The following is a 17103-nucleotide window of genomic DNA, read 5'->3' as shown; positions in this document are numbered from 1 at the left end:
TCCGGATTGGTTTCCATATTTCCATAATGATAGAATCATAAAACCAAGGCAACAGGGACCGCACCGTGCCGATCCAGGATCTGCCCCATATCGCCGCCGAAGCGCTGGACACGCCCAGCCTGGCCAAGCTGGCCTTGCCGGCCGATGCCGACCACCCGCCGCGCATCCTGATCCTGTACGGCTCGCTGCGCCCGCAATCGTTCAGCCGCAAGCTGGCGCTGGAAGCCGAGCGCATCCTGCGCCAGTTCGGCGCCGAGACGCGGGTGTTCGACCCGCACGAATTGCCGATGCTGGACAGCGTGCCGGCCAGCCACCCCAAGGTGCAGGAATTGCGCGCGCTGTCGCTGTGGTCCGAAGGCCAGGTCTGGGTCAGCCCCGAACGGCACGGCACGATCACCGGCGTATTCAAGAACCAGATCGACTGGCTGCCGCTGGAAGACGGCAGCGTGCGGCCCACGCAGGGGCGCACGCTCGCGGTGATGCAGGTCAGCGGCGGATCGCAGTCGTTCAACGTGGTGAATGCGCTGCGCGTGCTGGGCCGCTGGATGCGCATGGTGACCATCCCGAACCAGTCCTCGGTGGCCAAGGCCTGGCAGGAGTTCGACGCCGACGGCCGCATGAAGCCGTCACCGTTCTACGACCGCGTGGTGGACGTGATGGAGGAGCTGTTCAAGTTCACCCTGCTGGTGCGCGGGCGCAGCGACTACCTGGTCAGCCGCTACAGCGAACGCAAGGGCGCCGCCGCGGCGCGTGCACTGGCGGCCGCGGCCGAGGTACTGGAAAGCGCGGCGACGGCGGGCAAACCCGCTTGCTGCAGCAGCGGAGCATGTTGAGTCCGCAACTCACGCCCGCCGCAACCGGCTAGGCCGGCGCATCCTCCGCGGCCACGAAACCGCCGGTCTGCCGCTGCCACAGCCGCGCGTACAAACCCTCGCGCGCGATCAGCTCGGCGTGCGTGCCGGTTTCGACGACCTGCCCCTTGTCCAGCACCACCAGCCGGTCCATCCGCGCGATGGTGGACAGGCGATGGGCGATGGCGATCACCGTCTTGCCCTGCATCAGCAGGTCGAGACTTTCCTGGATCGCTGCTTCCGCCTCGGAGTCGAGTGCGCTGGTGGCCTCGTCCAGCACCAGGATCGGCGCATCCTTCAGCAGCACGCGGGCGATCGCGATGCGCTGGCGCTGGCCGCCCGAAAGCTTCACGCCGCGCTCGCCGACCAGGGCGTCGTAGCCGCGGCGGCCCTCGCCGTCGCTCAAGGTGGGAATGAACTCGTCGGCGCGGGCCTTGCGCACCGCTTCGGCAACCTGCGCCTCGCTGGCGTCCGGACGTCCATACAGCAGGTTGTCGCGGATCGAGCGGTGCAGCAGCGAGGTGTCCTGGGTGACCACGCCGATCTGCGAACGCAGGCTTTCCTGGGTGACGTGGGCGATGTCCTGGCCGTCGATCAGGATGCGCCCGGCCTCGAGGTCATACAGCCGCAGCAGCACGTTGACCAGGGTGGACTTGCCAGCGCCGGACGGCCCGACCACGCCGATCTTCTCGCCCGCGCGCACGTCCAGGTCGAGCCCGGCGATGACCCCGCCCTGCTTGCCGTAGTGGAAATGGATCTGCTCGAAGCGCACCACGCCGTCGGTCACCGCCAGCGGCACCGCGTCGTCGCGATCCTGCACCGCGCGCGGCTGGGCGATGGTGGTGATGCCGTCCTGTACCGTGCCCACATCCTCGAAGATGCCGTTGACCACCCACATGATCCAGCCGGACATGTTGTTGATGCGGATCACCAGCCCGGTCGACAGCGCAATCGCGCCCACCGTCACCCGACCCTCGCTCCACAGCCACAACGCCAGCGCCGACGTGCCCACGATCAGGAAGCCGTTGAGGGTGGTGATACTGGCGTCCAGCGCGGTGGTGATGCGGGTCATCCGGCGCAGCTTGTCGGTCTGATCCATCATCGCCTCGGCCACGTAGGCTTCCTCGCGGCGCGTATGCGCGAACAGCTTGAGCGTCAGCACGTTGCTGTAGCCGTCCACGATCCGCCCCATCAGTTTCGAGCGCGCCTCCGAGGCCTTCCACGAGCGCTGCTTCAGCCGCGGCACGAAGAACGCCAGCAGGCCCACGTAGGCGAACACCCAGGCGAACAGCGGTGCGGCCAGCCAGAAATCCGCTTGGGCGAACAGTACGATGGCGCTGCCGGTGTAGATGCTGACGTACCAGATCGCATCGACGATCTGCACCGCCGATTCGCGCAGCGCACCGCCGGTCTGCATGATGCGGTTGGCGATGCGGCCGGCGAAATCGTTCTGGAAGAAACCCAGGCTCTGGCGGATCACGTAGCGGTGGTTCTGCCAGCGGATGCGGTTGGTCAGGCTGGGCACGATGGCCTGGTTCACCAGCAGGTCGTGCGTGCCAATCGCCAGCGGCCGCGCGATCAGCGCCACGAAACCCATCCACAGCAGTTCGTTGCCGTGCAGGCGGAAGAAATCCGCCGGCGGCGCGCCCCTGGCCATGTCCACGATGCTGCCGATGAAGCCGAACAGCGACACCTCGATGATCGCCACCACGAAACCCAGCACGATCGCCACGGCGAACACCGGCCACACCTGGCGCAGGTAGAACGCGTAGAAGCGCCACACCGACTGCGGTGGCATGCCGTCGACGGGTTCCTTGAACGCGTCGATGAGGGACTCGAACCAGCGAAAAATCATGGAGAACCCGGATGTTGGCGGGTGTGTATTGTGCGGCAAGTCGGCGGCGTGCTCACGGGCGGGCAATGTCGAAGCCCGGTGCAGCCCAATCTGAACGCCAGCCACGCCGGCGAGCGCTTGCCGGCTCGCCGCGATTGACCACCCGCGGGCGCGCTCCGATCATGCGCGGATGTCCAGACTGCCTCGCCTCGCCTTATCCCTCCTGCTGATCTTCGGTGCTGCCACCCTGCATGCGCAGGACAGTGCCGCGCCCGATACCGCGGCGGTATCGCCGGCACAGGCGCTGGACCAGCTGGGCAGCCAGCTCGACGAAGTGAAGCTTGCACTGAAGAACCCCACACCCGATGCGCCGCTGGCCGACCTGCGCAGCACCGCGCTGGCCGTGCAGGATCAGTCGCGCCAGCTCACCACCAGTCTCGCGCCGCAGATGACCGCCTTGCAGGCCCAACTGGCGGTGCTGGGTCCGGCGCCGGCGAAGGGAGCGCCGGCCGAAGCGCCGGAAGTGGCCGCGCAACGCCGGAAGCTGGACAAGGCGCAGGCCGACCTCGACGCGCAGATCAAGCAGTCGCAACTGCTCAACCAGAACGCGATGCAGCTGGCCGCGCAGATCACCGGCCTGCGCAACGACCAGTTCCAGGCGCGGCTGGCCTCGCGCACGCCCACGCCATTCAGCCGTGCGTTCTGGGCCGGCCCCGTGCGCACCTTTCCCGATGACCTGGTGCGCCTGAAGCGCCTGGGCACGCGCTTCGCCGCGGCAGTCAACGATGCCTGGCAACCGCCGAACCGGCAGCCGCTGCTGTGGTGCCTGGCCGCGGCCGTGCTGCTGCTGGCCGGCGGTCGCTGGGTGCTGGAACGCCTGCTGCTGGCGCTGGCCGCCCGCCATGTGCCGGACGGACACCTGCGGCGCAGCGCGATGGCCACCGCGGTGGCGCTGACTGCCGTGCTGACGACCGGGCTCGCCGCCCAGCTGGCCTACACGGGACTGAACTGGAACGACGTTCTCGACGACGACACGCAAAACCTGATGACGTCTCTGGTGCGGCTGGTCTGCCTGGCCGCCTTCATCACCGGGCTGGGTCGCGCCCTGCTGTCGGTACGGCGTCCTTCCTGGCGTTTGCCCGCGCTGTCGGACCTCACCGCGCAATGGCTGCAGCCGTTTCCGTGGCTGCTTGCCGCCGCAGCGCTGCTGGCCGGAATGGTCGAGCGCACCACCCGCACGATCGGCACCAGCCTGCCCGCCACCGTGGCCACCCGGGGACTGTTCGCCCTGGTCATCAGCGGTCTGATCGGCGCGGCACTGTGGCGCCTGCGCCGCAGCCGCGGCGAAACGGATCACAGCGAAGCCACGCAGCGGCCCGTGTGGGGCAGCCTGCTGGTTGCGGCGGCCTCGCTCGGCGTGGTGGTCAGCTGGCTGTGCGTGGCCACCGGCTTCATCGCGATGGCCTTCTTCCTGGCCAGGCAGATGCTCTGGGTCGGCCTGATCTTTGCCACCACCTACCTGCTGGTCCACCTGCTGACTGACCTGATCAACACCTTGCTGTCGCCACGCGGGCGGGGCGGCCAGCAGTTGCAGGCCAGCCTGACCCTGCCGTCGCACAAGCTGGAACAGGCCAACGTGCTGCTGGTGGGCATCGTGCGCGTGGGCCTGGTGCTGGTGGCGCTGGCCACCGTGCTCACCCCGTTCGGCGCCGGTCCGGGCGACCTGCTGGTGAGCGCCCGGCAGACCCTGGGCAACCTGAAGCTGGGCGAGCTGGCGATCAACCCGGCCAGCATCATCACCGCCGTGCTGGTGCTGCTGGCCGGCGTGCTGGTGCTGCGCGTGCTCAAGCGCTGGCTACGCGAACAGTTGCTGCCCAAGTCCGCGATGGATCGGGGCATGCAGGAATCCATCATCACCCTGCTCGGCTATCTCGGCGGGCTGCTGGTGGTGGTGCTGACCCTGGCCGCGCTGCAGGTGGACCTCAAGAGCATTGCGTGGATCGTCAGCGCGCTGTCGGTGGGCATCGGCTTCGGCCTGCAGGCGATCGTGCAGAACTTCATCTCCGGGCTGATCCTGCTGGTCGAGCGGCCGGTGAAGGTGGGCGACTGGGTCAGCCTGAGCAGCGACGTCGAGGGCGACATCCGCCGCATCAACGTGCGCGCCACCGAAATCCAGATGTGGGACCGCTCCACCGTGATCGTGCCGAACTCGCAGCTGATCACCCAGAACGTGCGCAACGTCACCCAGGCCAACGCCCTGGGCCGCGTGCAGATCAAGCTGCCGATGCCGCTGGACACCAACGCGGGCAAGGTGCGCGAACTGGTGCTGGGCATCCTGCGCGCCCACCACGGTACGCTGGCCACGCCGGCGCCGTACGTGCAGCTGGAAAACGTCACCGCCGGCGCGATGACCTTCAACTGCGTGGCCTACGTGGGCAGCCCGCGCGAGGTCGGCGGCGTGAAAAGCGATCTGCTGTTCGAGATCCTCGAACGCCTGCGCAGCGAGAAACTGCCGATGAGCAGCCCGCAAAGCATGCTGGTGCGCACGCTGCCGCCGCTGGACGAGAGCATCGACGGAGAGGGGTGAGTGGTCGCGGCCCTTCACTTGCTCACTCCTCGACGCCGCGGCCTGAAAAACCGAAGGCCGGCACCTGGCCGACCTTCGGTCAATCGACGTGCCAATGTCGTTTCAGGGCGCCGCGGCAGCGGGTTTCAATTTTGAATCCGGCCGCGCGACCGCATACATCTCCCAGCTGATCTGCTTGAGCAGCCCCACGCGGTCCTTGCCCACGACGTACAGGTCGAAATGGGTTTTGCCGGGAAGGAAACGGAAGTCCGATGTCGCTCCCAGCCCATCCAGCACGGCCTTGAGCTTGTGCGCGGCACCGTCGAGATAGAAGGTGTCGGCGGTACCCACAATCAGATGGATCTTGCCATCCAGATTTGGCTTGAGCGCCGGCCAGTTCGTCTGAACCCGATGGGCGATGTCGTAATGGTCGCGCCAGTAGGCGACCACCGCCGGATCGACCACGCCGGTGTCGCGATCAAACATCGGCACCGGCCGGCCGTCGGCGCCACGCGGCGAGAACACCCAGTCGAACGAGGCCATCTGGCCGCCATATTCGCCGAGCACGCGTTCGAGTTTGGCGAAGGCTTCGAAGCTGGCCAGCACCTTGCCCTTGTCGCGCACCAGCGGATAGGCCGAGCCGTCGGCGCGGTGGTAGACGTTCGCGTTCGGCGCGTAAAGATCCACGCCGGTGAAATCGTGGAAGTCGCTCGAATCAGGTGAGGTCGACCAGGTGCCGCCAAAAACTTTCGGGTAGCGGGTTTGCAGCCACAAGGTGGCCCAGCCACCGGAGGAGTGGCCGTTGAGGAAGCGGCCGTTCGGCTTGCCGTCCATCCGGTAGACCGATTCCAGCTGCGGAATCAGCTCGGTGGTCAGCGCCTGTCCCCACGGGCCGTTGTTGACCGAGTCGGCAAACTCATGGGTGCCGGTGGCGCTGGACTCGTCCAGGAACACCCAGATCATCGGCGGCATCTGTCCGCTGCTCATGCTCTGCCACACGGTCGCTATGCTGCCGGTGAAACGATCGACGTTGCCGCCGAAACCGTGCGTGCTGTAGACAACCGGATAACGCGCTGCCGCGTTGGTGTCGTAACCCGGCGGCAAGACGACCCAGCCGCGCATGTGGATCGACCGGCCCCAGAAAGCGCTCAATGAAGGGCTGACAAAATCAATCGACCGGGCATGACGGCGTGCGTCGGGCAGCGCCTTGCGTACCGCCTCGGGCGTTGACGGCGACAGCGTCCACGCCGCATGCGCCGGCAGCACGCGAGCCAGCTGCAGGGTCGGCGTGGTGCTGGCCGGAAGATGCATGCGCACCACGTCGCTGACCAGGTCGCCCGCGCCGCGTCCGCCGTAGTTGTAGTCGTGGTTAACGTCCAGCACGGCCTGCACCAGATAGTCGCCCGGCGGCAGCTGTGACCAGCCGGCGGGAAACGCCAGGCGATCCGCGTCGATGTCCACGCCCTGCCCCGGCATCAGCCGGCTGACCTCGCGCGCGGCCACCGAAGCCTGGGTGGCGCCGAACGGACTGGCGTCGACTTGCTCGACCTTGCCGTCCTTGGCCGCTGCCGTGGCAGCCTTGGCGTCCACCGCAAACAACAGCAACCGACCCGACGCTGGCTGGGTCAGTGCTTCGCCCAACTCGACATGGAACGGGCTGTGCGCCACCGGCGCCTCGGTGCGCGCCACCGCCACGCCGGCGAACAGGCCGCAGCCCAACACGATCGCCGCAACGCCACGCAAATCACGCATTTCCATGTCCCCCGGGTTGCCAAGCATCAGCCGGGGCGCGATTGCCCCGGCCGCAGATCATCATCAGTCGGCGTCCGACTTCCCGTCGACCGGCGCCATGCGCAGGTCCTGGAAGTCGAAGCTGAAATCGGTCAGCGGCGAGATCGGCTGCATGCGCATTTCGGTGATATGGCCGTCCACATCGAGGTCGAAATTGACGAAGGCATCGGCGTTCAGCGTGCGGTCGTCCCAGCGCACGGTGAAGGTGTCGTGCTGCCACGGCGTCATGGTGCCAACCAGTTGGGCGGTCTTGGAGAAGCGCAGTCGCAGCTTGCCGTTTTCGCGGCTGACGATGACGTCGCCATACCACGGGTCGCGATAGGTGCCCGCGTACCTGGCGAGCGCCAGCGACGGCTTGCTGTGCTTGTCGCGCGCCGCCTCATGCTTGGCCAGGCTGTCGTCGGCCTTTGCCTCGGATTTCTTCACCGCGCTGTCGTACACGGCCACCCAGTCGGTCTTCTGGTCCGCGTTGAGATACGCATCCAGCACGCGATAGGTCACCGCGTTGAACGCGGCGCCGGACTCGGCATTGGTCAGCACCACCACGCCCAGATTCTGCCCCGGCACCAGGGTCACCCGCGACACCATGCCCGGCCAGCCGCCGGTGTGCCAGACCAGTTTCTGGCCCCGGTAATCGGACAGGAACCAGCTTTCGCCGTAGCCGGAGAAGTTTGGCGTCAGCGCCGCCATTGCGGGCACCGAGGGCTTGCCGACCCGGATCGGCGTGAGCATGCTCCACATTTCCTGGTGCGCCTTGTCGGAGAACAGGCGCTGCGGCTTGCCGTCGCTGCCCGTGCCCGGCAACACGCCGCCGGCCAGCTGCACGTTCATCCACTTGGCCAGGTCGTGCACGCTGGAATAGATGCCGCCGGCGCCCGGATCGTTCAGCCACGCCATCGGCGGCACCGGCTTGAGATCCTTGAAGTCGGCCTTGGCGTGGCCCATCGCCACGTCCATGCCCGGCTTCAGGTAGGTCATGTCGACCAGCGACTCGTCCATGCCGACCGGCTGAAACAGGTGCTCGCGCACGTAGTCGGCGTAGCTCTGGCCGGAGGCTTCCTCGATCACCAAGGTCGCCACCGCGAACAGGATGTTGTCGTAGGCGTAGCCGCTGCGGAAGCCGTTCTTGATTGGCACGTGGGCCAGTCGCTGCACGACTTCCTTCGTCGAGTACGAAGTCGGCGGCCAGTACAGCAGGTCGCCGGCGCCCAGGCTGAGTCCGCTGCGATGCGCCAGCAGGTCGCGGATGCGCATCTCGTGCGTCACGTAGGCATCGGACATGCGGAACCACGGCAGGTGATCGATCACCCGGTCGTCCATCTTCAGCTTGCCCGCGTCCGCCAGCTGCTGCAGCGCTGCCGCGGTGAACGCCTTGGTATTGGAGGCGATCGCGAACAGCGTGCGGGCATCGACCTGGTCCGGCTTGCCGATCTCGCGCAGGCCGAAGCCCTGCTCCATCACCACCTTGCCGTCCTTGACGATGGCCACCGCGATGCCGGGCACGTCGAAGGTCTTGCGCGCACTGTCGACGTAGGCGCTGAAATCCTGCAGCTGCGCCGGCAGCATCGGTCGCACGCGGTCGCCGGTGGATACCGGCGGCGGCGACTGCGCGGCGGGCGACTGCGCCGAGGCAGCCGTGGCGGAAACGAGCAGCGCGCAGCAAAGCGCCAGACGCAGGGAAAGGGGTCGCTGGGACATCGAAGACTCCGCCGGTGGTGATCGCCCAACTATCGCGGCAAATCCGGCGCAAGGCCAGCGCTGGAAGTCATGCCGGGCCCGCCCGGCTCGACGCCGCGCCGGTGACCGCCGATCATGGGCGATCGAAAGCGGACACGGAAACGCACATACGATGGATGCCATGCCGGAATGGATCGCGGCCCACGCGCTGCCGCTGTGGGCCCTGTTGCTGCTGCTGGCCCTGCTGGCCGGCGACCTGGCCTGGCAGCACAACGCGCGCTGGCAGCGCCGCGCGCGCCATCGGGGCGAGCCGGCGGTGGTGCTGCGCCGGCATGTCGGCCTGCTGCTGGCGCTGCTGCTGGCCCTGGCCTTCACGGCCATCGCCTTCGCGGTCAACGCACAACACGGCGGCAGGCTGCCCGGTTTCGACACCGGCCTGGCCGAACAGCTGCGCGCGCAGTTGCCGACGCCGGTGCTGCGCGCGATCGCCATGCTCACCCACCTGGGCGACCTGCTCTGGGTGGCGCCGCTGTCCGCCGTGATCGCCGTGTTCTTGCTGTGGCGCAGGCATCGGCGACTGGCCGGCGCGTGGGTCATCGCGCTGTTCGGCATCCTGCCGATCAACGGCGGGCTCAAGGCGGTGTTCCAGCGGGTGCGGCCGCTGCATGACCACGGCTTCATCGTCGAGCCGGGCTGGAGCTTCCCCAGCGGCCACGCGTTCGGCGCGATGGTGTTCTACGGCATGCTGGCCTATGTGCTGCTGCGGCTGACGCCGCGTTTCCACCGCGCGATCATCGCCGCCGCCGTGCTGCTGATCGGGATGATCGGGATCAGTCGCATCCTGCTGCAGGTGCATTACTTCAGCGACGTGATGGCCGGCTATGCCGCGGGCGCGGCGTGGCTGGTGGTGTGCATCGTCGTCGCCGAAATCCTGCGCCAACCGTTGCCGGAGACATCGCCATGAACGACCTGTTTGCCGCCAGGACTCATCACGGCCCGGCGATCCGGGTGGGCATCGGCGGCTGGACCTACGCGCCGTGGCGCGACAACTTCTATCCGCCGAAGCTGGTGCAGCGGCGCGAGCTGGAATACGCCAGCCGCCAGCTGCGCGCGATCGAGATCAACGGCACCTTCTACGGCGCGCAGAAGCCCGCCACCTACGCGAAGTGGGCGAAGGAAACGCCGGAAGGTTTCGTGTTCTCGCTGAAGGCGCCGCGCTACGTGGTGGAAAGCCGGCACCTGGCCGACGCGACCAGGGGCGCCAGCGGTTTCATCCATGGCGGCCTGGCGGAAATGGGCGATCGGCTGGGGCCGATCCTGTGGCAGTTGTCGCCGTCGCGGCCGTTCGACGCCGACGACCTGGCCGCCTTCCTCGACACCCTGCCCCGCGAACTGGACGGCCAGCCGCTGCGCCACGTGCTGGAAGTGCGCCACCCCAGCTTCCTCGACGCCGCATACGTGGAACTGGCGCGCAGCCACCGCATCCCCACCGTGTTCACCGATTCGCCGAAGTACCCGTCGCTGGCCGACCTCACCGGTGATTTCAGCTACGCCCGGCTGATGCGCAGCGAAGACGACCACCCCGCCGGCTACGCTCCCGCCGAGCTGGATCGCTGGGCCGGACATGCGCGCGACTGGGCCGCCGGCCACGACATCGCCGAACTGCCGCACGTCGCGGCGTTGCAGAAAAAGGCCTCGCCGCGCGACGTGTTCGTGTTCTTCATCAGCGCCGCCAAGCACCGCAACCCGGCCGCCGCGATGGCGCTGCAAAAGCGCGTCGATGCCGCGGCGTAATCCGCAGGTCAGGCCGGCCGGTAGTAATCCACCTCGCAGTAACGCCGCGCATACAGGCCGAACGCCAGCGCGGCGAGCAGCGCGAACGCCGCGAAGAAGAACATCTGGAAGGCGGTGATGCTGAGCCCGCTGGTGGCGATCGACCCGGTTACCGTGTCGTTGCGCACCGCCGCGTTGGCCAGCAGTACCCACAGGTTGCCGACCGTGGTGGTGAGGTTCCAGAAGCTCATCACCACGCCCTTCATCGAAGCCGGCGCCTGGCTGTAGGCAAACTCCAGGCCGGTCGCCGACACCAGCACCTCGCCGAAGGTCAGCAGCGCATACGGCAACACCTGCCACACGATGGAGAGCGGATCACCACCGTCGATCACCACCTGCAGGCCGCCCACCACGATCCAGGCCAGGCCGCTGAAGGCGATGCCCGCCGTCATCCGGCGCAGCGCGGTGGGCTCGTAACCGAGCCGGCGCAACAGCGGATACAGCACGAAGTTGTTGAACGGGATCAGCAGCATCACCAGCAGCGGATTCAGCGCCTGCATCTGCGCGGGCACGAACCATGAAGGCATGGTCATCTCGCCACCCTGCACCACCCAGGTCGAGGCTTTCTGGTCGAACAGCGAGAAGAACGGCGTGGTCAGCGCGAAGATCACCAGCACCCGCAGCACGTTGCGTGCGCCATCGACGGCGTGATCCGGATGCAGGCCGCGCGCCCGATCCATCTGCAGCCACGCGCCGCCGCCCACGCCGCCGATCAGCAGCACCAGCGCGATGCATGCGCAGATCACGAAACCCAGCGACGGCACCAGCGCGAACGAGGCCAGCGCCAGCGCTACGGCCGCCGCCGCGACCCACAAGCCGGGCCGCGCCTGGCCGGGCCGCTGCGCCAGCAAGGCGGTGCGGACCACCCGCGAGAACGCATCCCGGTCGGGTGGCCCCGGCGGCACCATCACGTACTGCCTGCGGCCCAGCCAGAACACCACGGTGGCGATGAACATCAGGCCGCCGGGAATGCCGAACGCCACCGCCGCACCGTAGTGGCGCAGGAACAGCGGCATCAGCAAGGACGCGAAGAACGAGCCGAAGTTGATGATCCAGTAGAACGCGTCGAACACCATCTTCGCCAGGTGCTTGTTCGACTGGTCGAACTGGTCGCCCACGAACGACGCTACCAGCGGCTTGATGCCGCCCGCGCCCAGCGCGATCAGCGCCAGCCCGGTGAAGAAGCCCAGCCGGTTGTGCTCGAAGATCGCCAGGCAGGCGTGGCCCGCGCAGTAGATCAGGCTCATCCACAGCACGGTGTTGTACTTGCCGAAGAAGCGGTCGCTGAGCCAGCCGCCCAGCAACGGGAAGAAGTACACGCCGATCACGAAGGTATGGAAGATGTCCTTCGCCGCCAGGATGCGCTGCCCCTCGGGCATGTACAGCAGCAAGGTGGTGATCAGGAACGGCGTGAGGATGTTGCGCATCCCGTAGAACGAGAAGCGCTCGCAGCCTTCATTGCCGATGATGTAGCCAATCTGCCGCGGCAAACGGCCCGTGGCGTGGTCGGGGGTAGTGCTCATCCAGACTCCAGGATTCGGGCGGACAGCGCAAAGGCTGCGTCCAGGGAAGCCCGAGTGTGCGTAATTTCCTGCGATGAAGGAAGCCGGCACGGCCGGCAGCGCCCCGGCCCCTGCTAAGCTCGCGGCGCCTTCTGCCGCTCATCGAGCCCATGCGCCAACTCAAACCGTTGATCCTGCTGGCGATCGTCATCCTTGCGGTGACGATGTGGAACCGCCACGTCGGCACGCCGCGCACGATCGCACCCACCCCGACCCATGCGGGCGGCGAGGTTGCCACGCGCGCGCCGCAAGCCCAGTCTGGCGACGCCTCGCTGCCGGCGCAGGCGCGCGAGATGGTGCAGCGGATCAACCGGGGCGGTCCGTTCGAACACAGCCAGGACGGCGCCGTGTTCGGCAACTACGAAGGCCTGCTGCCAAAACAGCCGCGCGGCTACTACCACGAGTACACGGTGGAGACGCCGGGCGCGCGCACCCGCGGCGCACGACGCATCGTCACCGGCGGCACGCCGCCGGTGGAGTGGTACTACACCGACGACCACTACCGCAGCTTCCGCCGCTTCGAGGTGGCGCGATGAGCGCGCAGCGTTTCGATCTGGACCTGACCCGGCCCAGCCAGAGCGGGGTGTACTTCGTCGGCGCCGACGACATCGACCGGCTCGATCGCGCCGCCACCCGCGACGACCTGTGCGTGTGCCGCACCGACCTGGCCAGCTGTCGCGACAAGGACGAACTGCTGCGCCGCCTCGCCGTGTCGCTGCAGCTGCCCGCCAGCTTCGGCTACAACTGGGACGCACTGGCCGACTGCCTGCGCGACCTGGGCTGGATGCCGTCGTGGGGCTACGTGCTGCTGTTCGAGCACGTCGACGAATTGCGCGAAGCGGCCGGCGCCGACTACGACATCCTGCTGGGCATGCTCGACGATGCCGCCACCTTCGGCGAGGAACACGATCGTCCCTGGTTCGCGTTCCTGGCGCTGCCCGACAGCGCTTTTGAACATTCTTCACCGTAGCTATTCCACCAATCCGGAACACCATGCAAACCATCGAATTTGAACTGGAAGGCGACTACGTCGAGCTGAACATGCTGCTCAAGCTGGTCGGCCTGTGCGACAGCGGCGGCGCCGGCAAGGCGATCGTGGCCACCGGCGCGGTATCGGTGGACGGCAAGGTCGAGCTGCGCAAGACCTGCAAGATCCACGCAGGCCAGGTGGCCACCATCGACGACGTGGAGATCCACGTGCTGGCCGACCCGGAAGGCTACGACGACGGCCGTCCGCAGGCCCGCCGCCCCGGTTGAATCAGTCTCGCGGCAAACCTTCCAGCCGGCGATTGAAGTCCGCGTCGGAGGGAATGCGCAGCAGGAATTCACGCTCCATCAGCTCCCGCAGCTCGGCCACGTCACGCAGGCGCTGGCGCGTTGGTTCGTGGCCGATCCGCCGCTCGGTGAACTCGTAATTGAGCAGGCTCAACCGTCGATCCGCCGTGGTCCGCCCGAGCAGCAGGTTGCTCACGAAGCGTGAAGCGGAATGTGTCGACACGTAGTGGTTGGCTACCACGTAATCGACCATCGGCACCGGCCGCAGATCGAAGCGGTACAACGTGCGCCACTCGCCACGAGCCAGCGACTGCATGCGCCACTCGGCGTCGTGCTGCAGCAACCGGAACGGCTCGTGGCCCGTGGCTTGCTCGATATCGCTCTGCAATCGCAGCGCACCGGTGAGCACATGGCCACCGAAGCCGACGTCGACCAGCCACCCCTCCCCATCCAGCACGACGTGCAGCAGCATGTGGGTCTGCGGCGTTTCCGCATCCTCCGGATGCCTCCACAGCACGCGGGCGATCAGACCGCTGACCTCGAAGCCGATCTCGCGCAGCACCGCCTCGAACAGCAGGTTCTGCTCGAAGCAGTAACCGCCGCGCCCTTCATCCACCAGCTTGCGCTGCAACGTCACCAGATCCAGTGCCACCGGCAAGCCCATCAGCGGATGGAGGTTGGCGAAGGTGATCGTCGCCACGTGCACCATCGCCAGCCCGCGCAGGGTGGCAAGGTCGGCCGCAACCGGGCCAGCCCAGCCCACTCGGCGCAGATAGGCATCCAAGTTGATGGCGTCGGACATGCAATTCTCCGGTGAATTCCCCGCCCATGGTAGCCAGCGCGCCGCGTGCCTGCATGTAACCGTGGGTGAGCGGTCGGCGAATCATCAGGTGAGCGCGCAGAAACGGCAGGCATCCGTTGCCGTCCGTTGCGCGTAAACATCCATGCATGCCGTGCTTGTGCATGCCCATCGTCCGCGAGGTTGCCCATGTTCCGCCATCGTGCGTTTCGCCTGCTTCCGTTTCTCGGCGCCATCCTGCTTACCGGCCTCGCCGCCTGCCAGCCCACGGCGGTTGCCGGCGAGCTGGCACGCCTGCCCGCTCCCGCCGTCGACTCCACCCATTCGACCGCGCACAACGAAGTCGCCGTGTTCGCCGGCGGCTGCTTCTGGGGCATCGAGGCGGTGTTCGAACGCATCAAGGGCGTGCAGCGGGTCACCGCCGGCTATTCCGGTGGCGACGCCGATACCGCGCATTACGAAGAGGTCGGCAACGGCGACACCGGCCACGCCGAATCGGTGAAGGTGGAATTCGATCCATCCCGGGTCAGCTACGGCCAGTTGCTGCAGGTGTTCTTCTCCGTCGCGCTCAACCCCACCGAGCTCAACCGGCAAGGCCCCGACAGCGGCACGCAGTACCGCTCGGTAGTGTTTTACGCCAACGACGAGCAGCGGAAGATCGCCACCGGCTACATCGCCCAGCTGACCTCCATCAAGGCGTTCAGCGCACCGATCGTCACCCAGGTGGTGCCGCTCAAGGCCTTCTATCCGGCCGAGGCTTACCACCAGCACTACTACGACCTGCATCCGAACAACCCGTACATCGTGTTCAACGATGCGCCCAAGGTCGCCCACCTGCAGCAGCTGTTTCCCGAGCTCTACCAGGCTCCGCAACATCTGGTGGAAGTCCAGCTGCATTGAATCGATCTGGCGCTGCATTGCCGATGTCTTCCCGCCTCGGGTTGCCTGAGGCGGCACGGCCCCCATCTCGGAAGCTTCGCGCGTCATCGCGCGCTTCCGATATCCTCCCCACGTGCCGCCTCATGCCGCCCCTCCTGCTCCACCGAAGGAACTCACCCGCAGCTTTCTGGGCGTGTTCCGCTATAGCGGGCGCGCGCTGGAACTGGTCTGGAGCACCAGCCGCGGGCTGACCATCGCGCTGGCCGCGCTGACCCTGGTCGCCGGCCTGCTGCCGGCCGGCATTGCCTACGTGGGTGCGCATATCGTGGACGCCGTGGTCCGCGCCAGCACGTCGTGGGCTGCCCACGGAACCGCCCCGCTGCGATCCGTCTTCGAATGGGTGGCGCTGGAAGGCTTGCTGGTGGCCGCGCTGGCCGGCGCGCAACGCGGTTTGTCGCTGTGCCAGTCGCTGCTGCGCGCGCAGCTCGGCCAGCGCGTCAACGTGATGATCCTGGAGAAGGCGCTGACCCTGGAGCTGGCGCACTTCGAGGATTCGGAGTTCTACGACAAGCTCACCCGCGCCCGGCGCGAGGCATCGAGCCGGCCGTTGTCGCTGGTGACGCGCACTTTCGGACTGGGCCAGAACGCGATCTCGCTGCTCAGCTACGGCAGCCTGCTGTTCCAGTTCTCGCCGTGGGCGGTGGCCGTGCTGCTGCTGGCCGGCCTGCCCTCGTTCTTCGCCGAGACCAAGTTCTCCGGCGACGCGTTCCGCCTGTTCCGCTGGCGTTCGCCCGAAACGCGCATGCAGCTGTACCTGGAAACGGTGCTGGCGCGCGAGGACCACGCCAAGGAAGTGAAGCTGTTCGGCCTCGGCCCGTTGCTGCTGCAGCGCTATCGCGACATCTTCCACAGTCTGTACCGCGCCGACCGCGACCTCGCCGTGCGTCGCGACAGCTGGGGTTTCGTGCTGGGCCTGCTGGGCACGCTGGCGCTGTACGGCGCCTATGCGTGGATCGCCGCCAGCACGGTGATGGCGCGCATCACCCTGGGCCAGATGACGATGTACCTGGCGCTGTTCCGCCAGGGCCAGTCGGCCGTGTCGGCGATGCTGTCGGCGATCGGCGGCATGTACGAGGACAACCTCTACCTCTCCACGCTGTACGAGTACCTGGAAACCCTGGTGCCGCCGGCGACCGGCATGGCGCAGCGCGGTGCCAGGCCCGACGACGGCATCCGCTTCGAGCAGGTCAGCTTCACCTATCCCGGCGCCGGCGAGCCGGCGCTGCGCGATATCGACCTGCACATCCGCCCTGGCGAATCGCTGGCCCTGGTCGGCCAGAACGGCTCGGGCAAGACTACCCTGATCAAGCTGCTCACGCGCCTGTACACGCCCGACAGCGGCCGCATCCTGCTCGACGGCACCGACCTGCGCGAGTGGGACGAAGCCGTGCTGCTGCAGCGCATCGGGGTGATCTTCCAGGACTTCGCCCGCTACCAGATGCGCGTGGGCGAGAACGTGGGCGCCGGCGACGTCACCCACTTCGACGACGAGACGCGCTGGCGCGAGGCCAGCGACAAGGGCATGGCCAGCGATTTCATCGACAGCCTGCCGGCCGGTTTCGATACGCAGCTGGGCAAGTGGTTCAACGACGGCCGCGAGCTGTCCGGCGGCCAGTGGCAGAAGATCGCCCTGGCCCGCGCCTTCATGCGCTCGCGCGCCGACATCCTCGTGCTGGACGAACCCACTGCCGCGATGGACGCGCAAGCCGAAGCCACCATCTTCGAACACTTCCGCGAACTCTCCGGCGGCCGCATCGCGATCCTGATCTCGCACCGCTTTTCCACCGTGCGCATGGCCGACCAGATCATCGTGATCCAGGACGGCCGCATCATCGAACGCGGCAACCATGTGCAGCTGATGGCCGAGGACGGGCATTACGCGCATCTGTTCTCGCTACAGGCGCAGGGCTACCGCTGATTCAGCGCGATCGGCTTGACCCTGCCCGCCCGCGCGCCCCATGCTTCGTCGTCTCGTC

14 protein-coding genes are annotated in these 17103 nt (G+C 67.4%); 9 read left to right on the top strand and 5 right to left on the bottom strand.

What is annotated here, in order from left to right; genetic code table 11:
* Positions 1-65 precede the first annotated feature (65 nt).
* Positions 66-833 carry an arsenical resistance protein ArsH gene (gene arsH / locus ASD82_RS16035; RefSeq protein WP_200950336.1) on the top strand — a complete coding sequence of 256 codons (768 nt, stop codon included), beginning with the start codon at positions 66-68 and terminating at the stop codon, positions 831-833.
* Between the two features lie 28 nt (positions 834-861).
* Here arsH and ASD82_RS16030 read toward each other — a convergent pair whose 3' ends face one another.
* Positions 862-2703: an ABC transporter ATP-binding protein gene (locus ASD82_RS16030; protein WP_056719150.1), complete on the bottom strand. Its 1842-nt coding sequence runs from the start codon at positions 2701-2703 to the stop codon at positions 862-864.
* A gap of 172 nt (positions 2704-2875) precedes the next feature.
* Between ASD82_RS16030 and ASD82_RS16025 the strand changes: the two genes are divergently transcribed.
* Entirely contained in the window at positions 2876-5272 is a 2397-nt protein-coding gene (locus ASD82_RS16025) for a DUF3772 domain-containing protein (protein ID WP_056718799.1), read from the top strand.
* A 102-nt stretch (positions 5273-5374) separates the two neighbouring features.
* Here the strand turns inward: ASD82_RS16025 and ASD82_RS16020 are convergent, their stop codons facing one another.
* Both ASD82_RS16020 and ASD82_RS16015 read right to left on the bottom strand, forming a co-directional pair.
* Positions 5375-7003: an alpha/beta hydrolase-fold protein gene (locus ASD82_RS16020; protein ID WP_056719148.1), complete on the bottom strand. Its 1629-nt coding sequence runs from the start codon at positions 7001-7003 to the stop codon at positions 5375-5377.
* 63 nt (positions 7004-7066) lie between these two features.
* A complete protein-coding gene (locus ASD82_RS16015; protein ID WP_056718798.1) occupies positions 7067-8740 on the bottom strand; it encodes a serine hydrolase in 1674 nt (557 codons plus the stop codon).
* A 160-nt stretch (positions 8741-8900) separates the two neighbouring features.
* On the opposite strand from ASD82_RS16015, the gene ASD82_RS16010 reads away from it, so the two are divergent.
* Together ASD82_RS16010 and ASD82_RS16005 are read left to right on the top strand one after the other, a co-directional pair.
* Complete coding sequence (locus ASD82_RS16010; RefSeq protein WP_235580742.1) at positions 8901-9683, top strand: phosphatase PAP2 family protein; 783 nt, start codon at positions 8901-8903, stop codon at positions 9681-9683.
* Positions 9680-10513: a DUF72 domain-containing protein gene (locus ASD82_RS16005; RefSeq protein ID WP_056718796.1), complete on the top strand. Its 834-nt coding sequence runs from the start codon at positions 9680-9682 to the stop codon at positions 10511-10513. The genes ASD82_RS16010 and ASD82_RS16005 overlap by 4 nt, the downstream gene beginning before the upstream one ends.
* An 8-nt stretch (positions 10514-10521) precedes the next feature.
* Here ASD82_RS16005 and ASD82_RS16000 read toward each other — a convergent pair whose 3' ends face one another.
* Entirely contained in the window at positions 10522-12075 is a 1554-nt protein-coding gene (locus ASD82_RS16000; protein ID WP_056718795.1) for an oligopeptide:H+ symporter, read from the bottom strand.
* A gap of 149 nt (positions 12076-12224) precedes the next feature.
* Between ASD82_RS16000 and ASD82_RS15995 the strand changes: the two genes are divergently transcribed.
* The 3 genes from ASD82_RS15995 to ASD82_RS15985 are packed head-to-tail and all read left to right on the top strand — an operon-like array spanning position 12225 to position 13371.
* Entirely contained in the window at positions 12225-12650 is a 426-nt protein-coding gene (locus ASD82_RS15995) for a ribonuclease domain-containing protein (protein ID WP_056718794.1), read from the top strand.
* A complete protein-coding gene (locus ASD82_RS15990) occupies positions 12647-13084 on the top strand; it encodes a barstar family protein (RefSeq protein WP_056718793.1) in 438 nt (145 codons plus the stop codon). Before ASD82_RS15995 ends, ASD82_RS15990 begins: the two co-directional genes overlap by 4 nt.
* A gap of 23 nt (positions 13085-13107) precedes the next feature.
* The gene (locus ASD82_RS15985) at positions 13108-13371 is read left to right on the top strand and encodes an RNA-binding S4 domain-containing protein (RefSeq protein WP_056718792.1); all 264 of its coding nucleotides are present in this window, start codon (positions 13108-13110) and stop codon (positions 13369-13371) included.
* Position 13372: 1 nt separating this feature from the next.
* On the opposite strand, the gene ASD82_RS15980 is transcribed toward ASD82_RS15985, so the two are convergent.
* Positions 13373-14191 (bottom strand): arylamine N-acetyltransferase, encoded by an 819-nt coding sequence (locus tag ASD82_RS15980; protein ID WP_056718791.1) that lies wholly within the window; start codon positions 14189-14191, stop codon positions 13373-13375.
* Between the two features lie 186 nt (positions 14192-14377).
* On the opposite strand from ASD82_RS15980, the gene msrA reads away from it, so the two are divergent.
* Both msrA and ASD82_RS15970 read left to right on the top strand, forming a co-directional pair.
* Complete coding sequence (gene msrA, locus ASD82_RS15975; protein WP_056718790.1) at positions 14378-15088, top strand: peptide-methionine (S)-S-oxide reductase MsrA; 711 nt, start codon at positions 14378-14380, stop codon at positions 15086-15088.
* A gap of 112 nt (positions 15089-15200) precedes the next feature.
* A complete protein-coding gene (locus ASD82_RS15970; protein ID WP_235580741.1) occupies positions 15201-17045 on the top strand; it encodes an ABC transporter ATP-binding protein in 1845 nt (614 codons plus the stop codon).
* The last annotated feature ends 58 nt before the right edge of the window (positions 17046-17103 follow it).

This window comes from Rhodanobacter sp. Root179 (assembly GCF_001428465.1).
Lineage (GTDB): Bacteria > Pseudomonadota > Gammaproteobacteria > Xanthomonadales > Rhodanobacteraceae > Rhodanobacter.
The sequence above is the reverse complement of the archived record's forward strand: the minus strand, read 5'-3'. Positions and strand labels throughout refer to the sequence as shown.

Bases quoted from the DNA above. Each gene is read 5' to 3' on its own strand.
- ASD82_RS15995 (WP_056718794.1), top strand. From the start codon at position 12,225: ATGCGCCAACTCAAACCGTTGATCCTGCTGGCGATCGTCATCCTTGCG.
- ASD82_RS15990 (WP_056718793.1), top strand. From the start codon at position 12,647: ATGAGCGCGCAGCGTTTCGATCTGGACCTGACCCGGCCCAGCCAGAGC.
- ASD82_RS16010 (WP_235580742.1), top strand. From the start codon at position 8,901: ATGCCGGAATGGATCGCGGCCCACGCGCTGCCGCTGTGGGCCCTGTTG.
- ASD82_RS16005 (WP_056718796.1), top strand. From the start codon at position 9,680: ATGAACGACCTGTTTGCCGCCAGGACTCATCACGGCCCGGCGATCCGG.
- ASD82_RS16000 (WP_056718795.1), bottom strand. From the start codon at position 12,075: ATGAGCACTACCCCCGACCACGCCACGGGCCGTTTGCCGCGGCAGATT.
- msrA (WP_056718790.1), top strand. From the start codon at position 14,378: ATGTTCCGCCATCGTGCGTTTCGCCTGCTTCCGTTTCTCGGCGCCATC.
- ASD82_RS15985 (WP_056718792.1), top strand. From the start codon at position 13,108: ATGCAAACCATCGAATTTGAACTGGAAGGCGACTACGTCGAGCTGAAC.
- ASD82_RS16015 (WP_056718798.1), bottom strand. From the start codon at position 8,740: ATGTCCCAGCGACCCCTTTCCCTGCGTCTGGCGCTTTGCTGCGCGCTG.
- ASD82_RS15980 (WP_056718791.1), bottom strand. From the start codon at position 14,191: ATGTCCGACGCCATCAACTTGGATGCCTATCTGCGCCGAGTGGGCTGG.
- ASD82_RS16020 (WP_056719148.1), bottom strand. From the start codon at position 7,003: ATGCGTGATTTGCGTGGCGTTGCGGCGATCGTGTTGGGCTGCGGCCTG.
- ASD82_RS16025 (WP_056718799.1), top strand. From the start codon at position 2,876: ATGTCCAGACTGCCTCGCCTCGCCTTATCCCTCCTGCTGATCTTCGGT.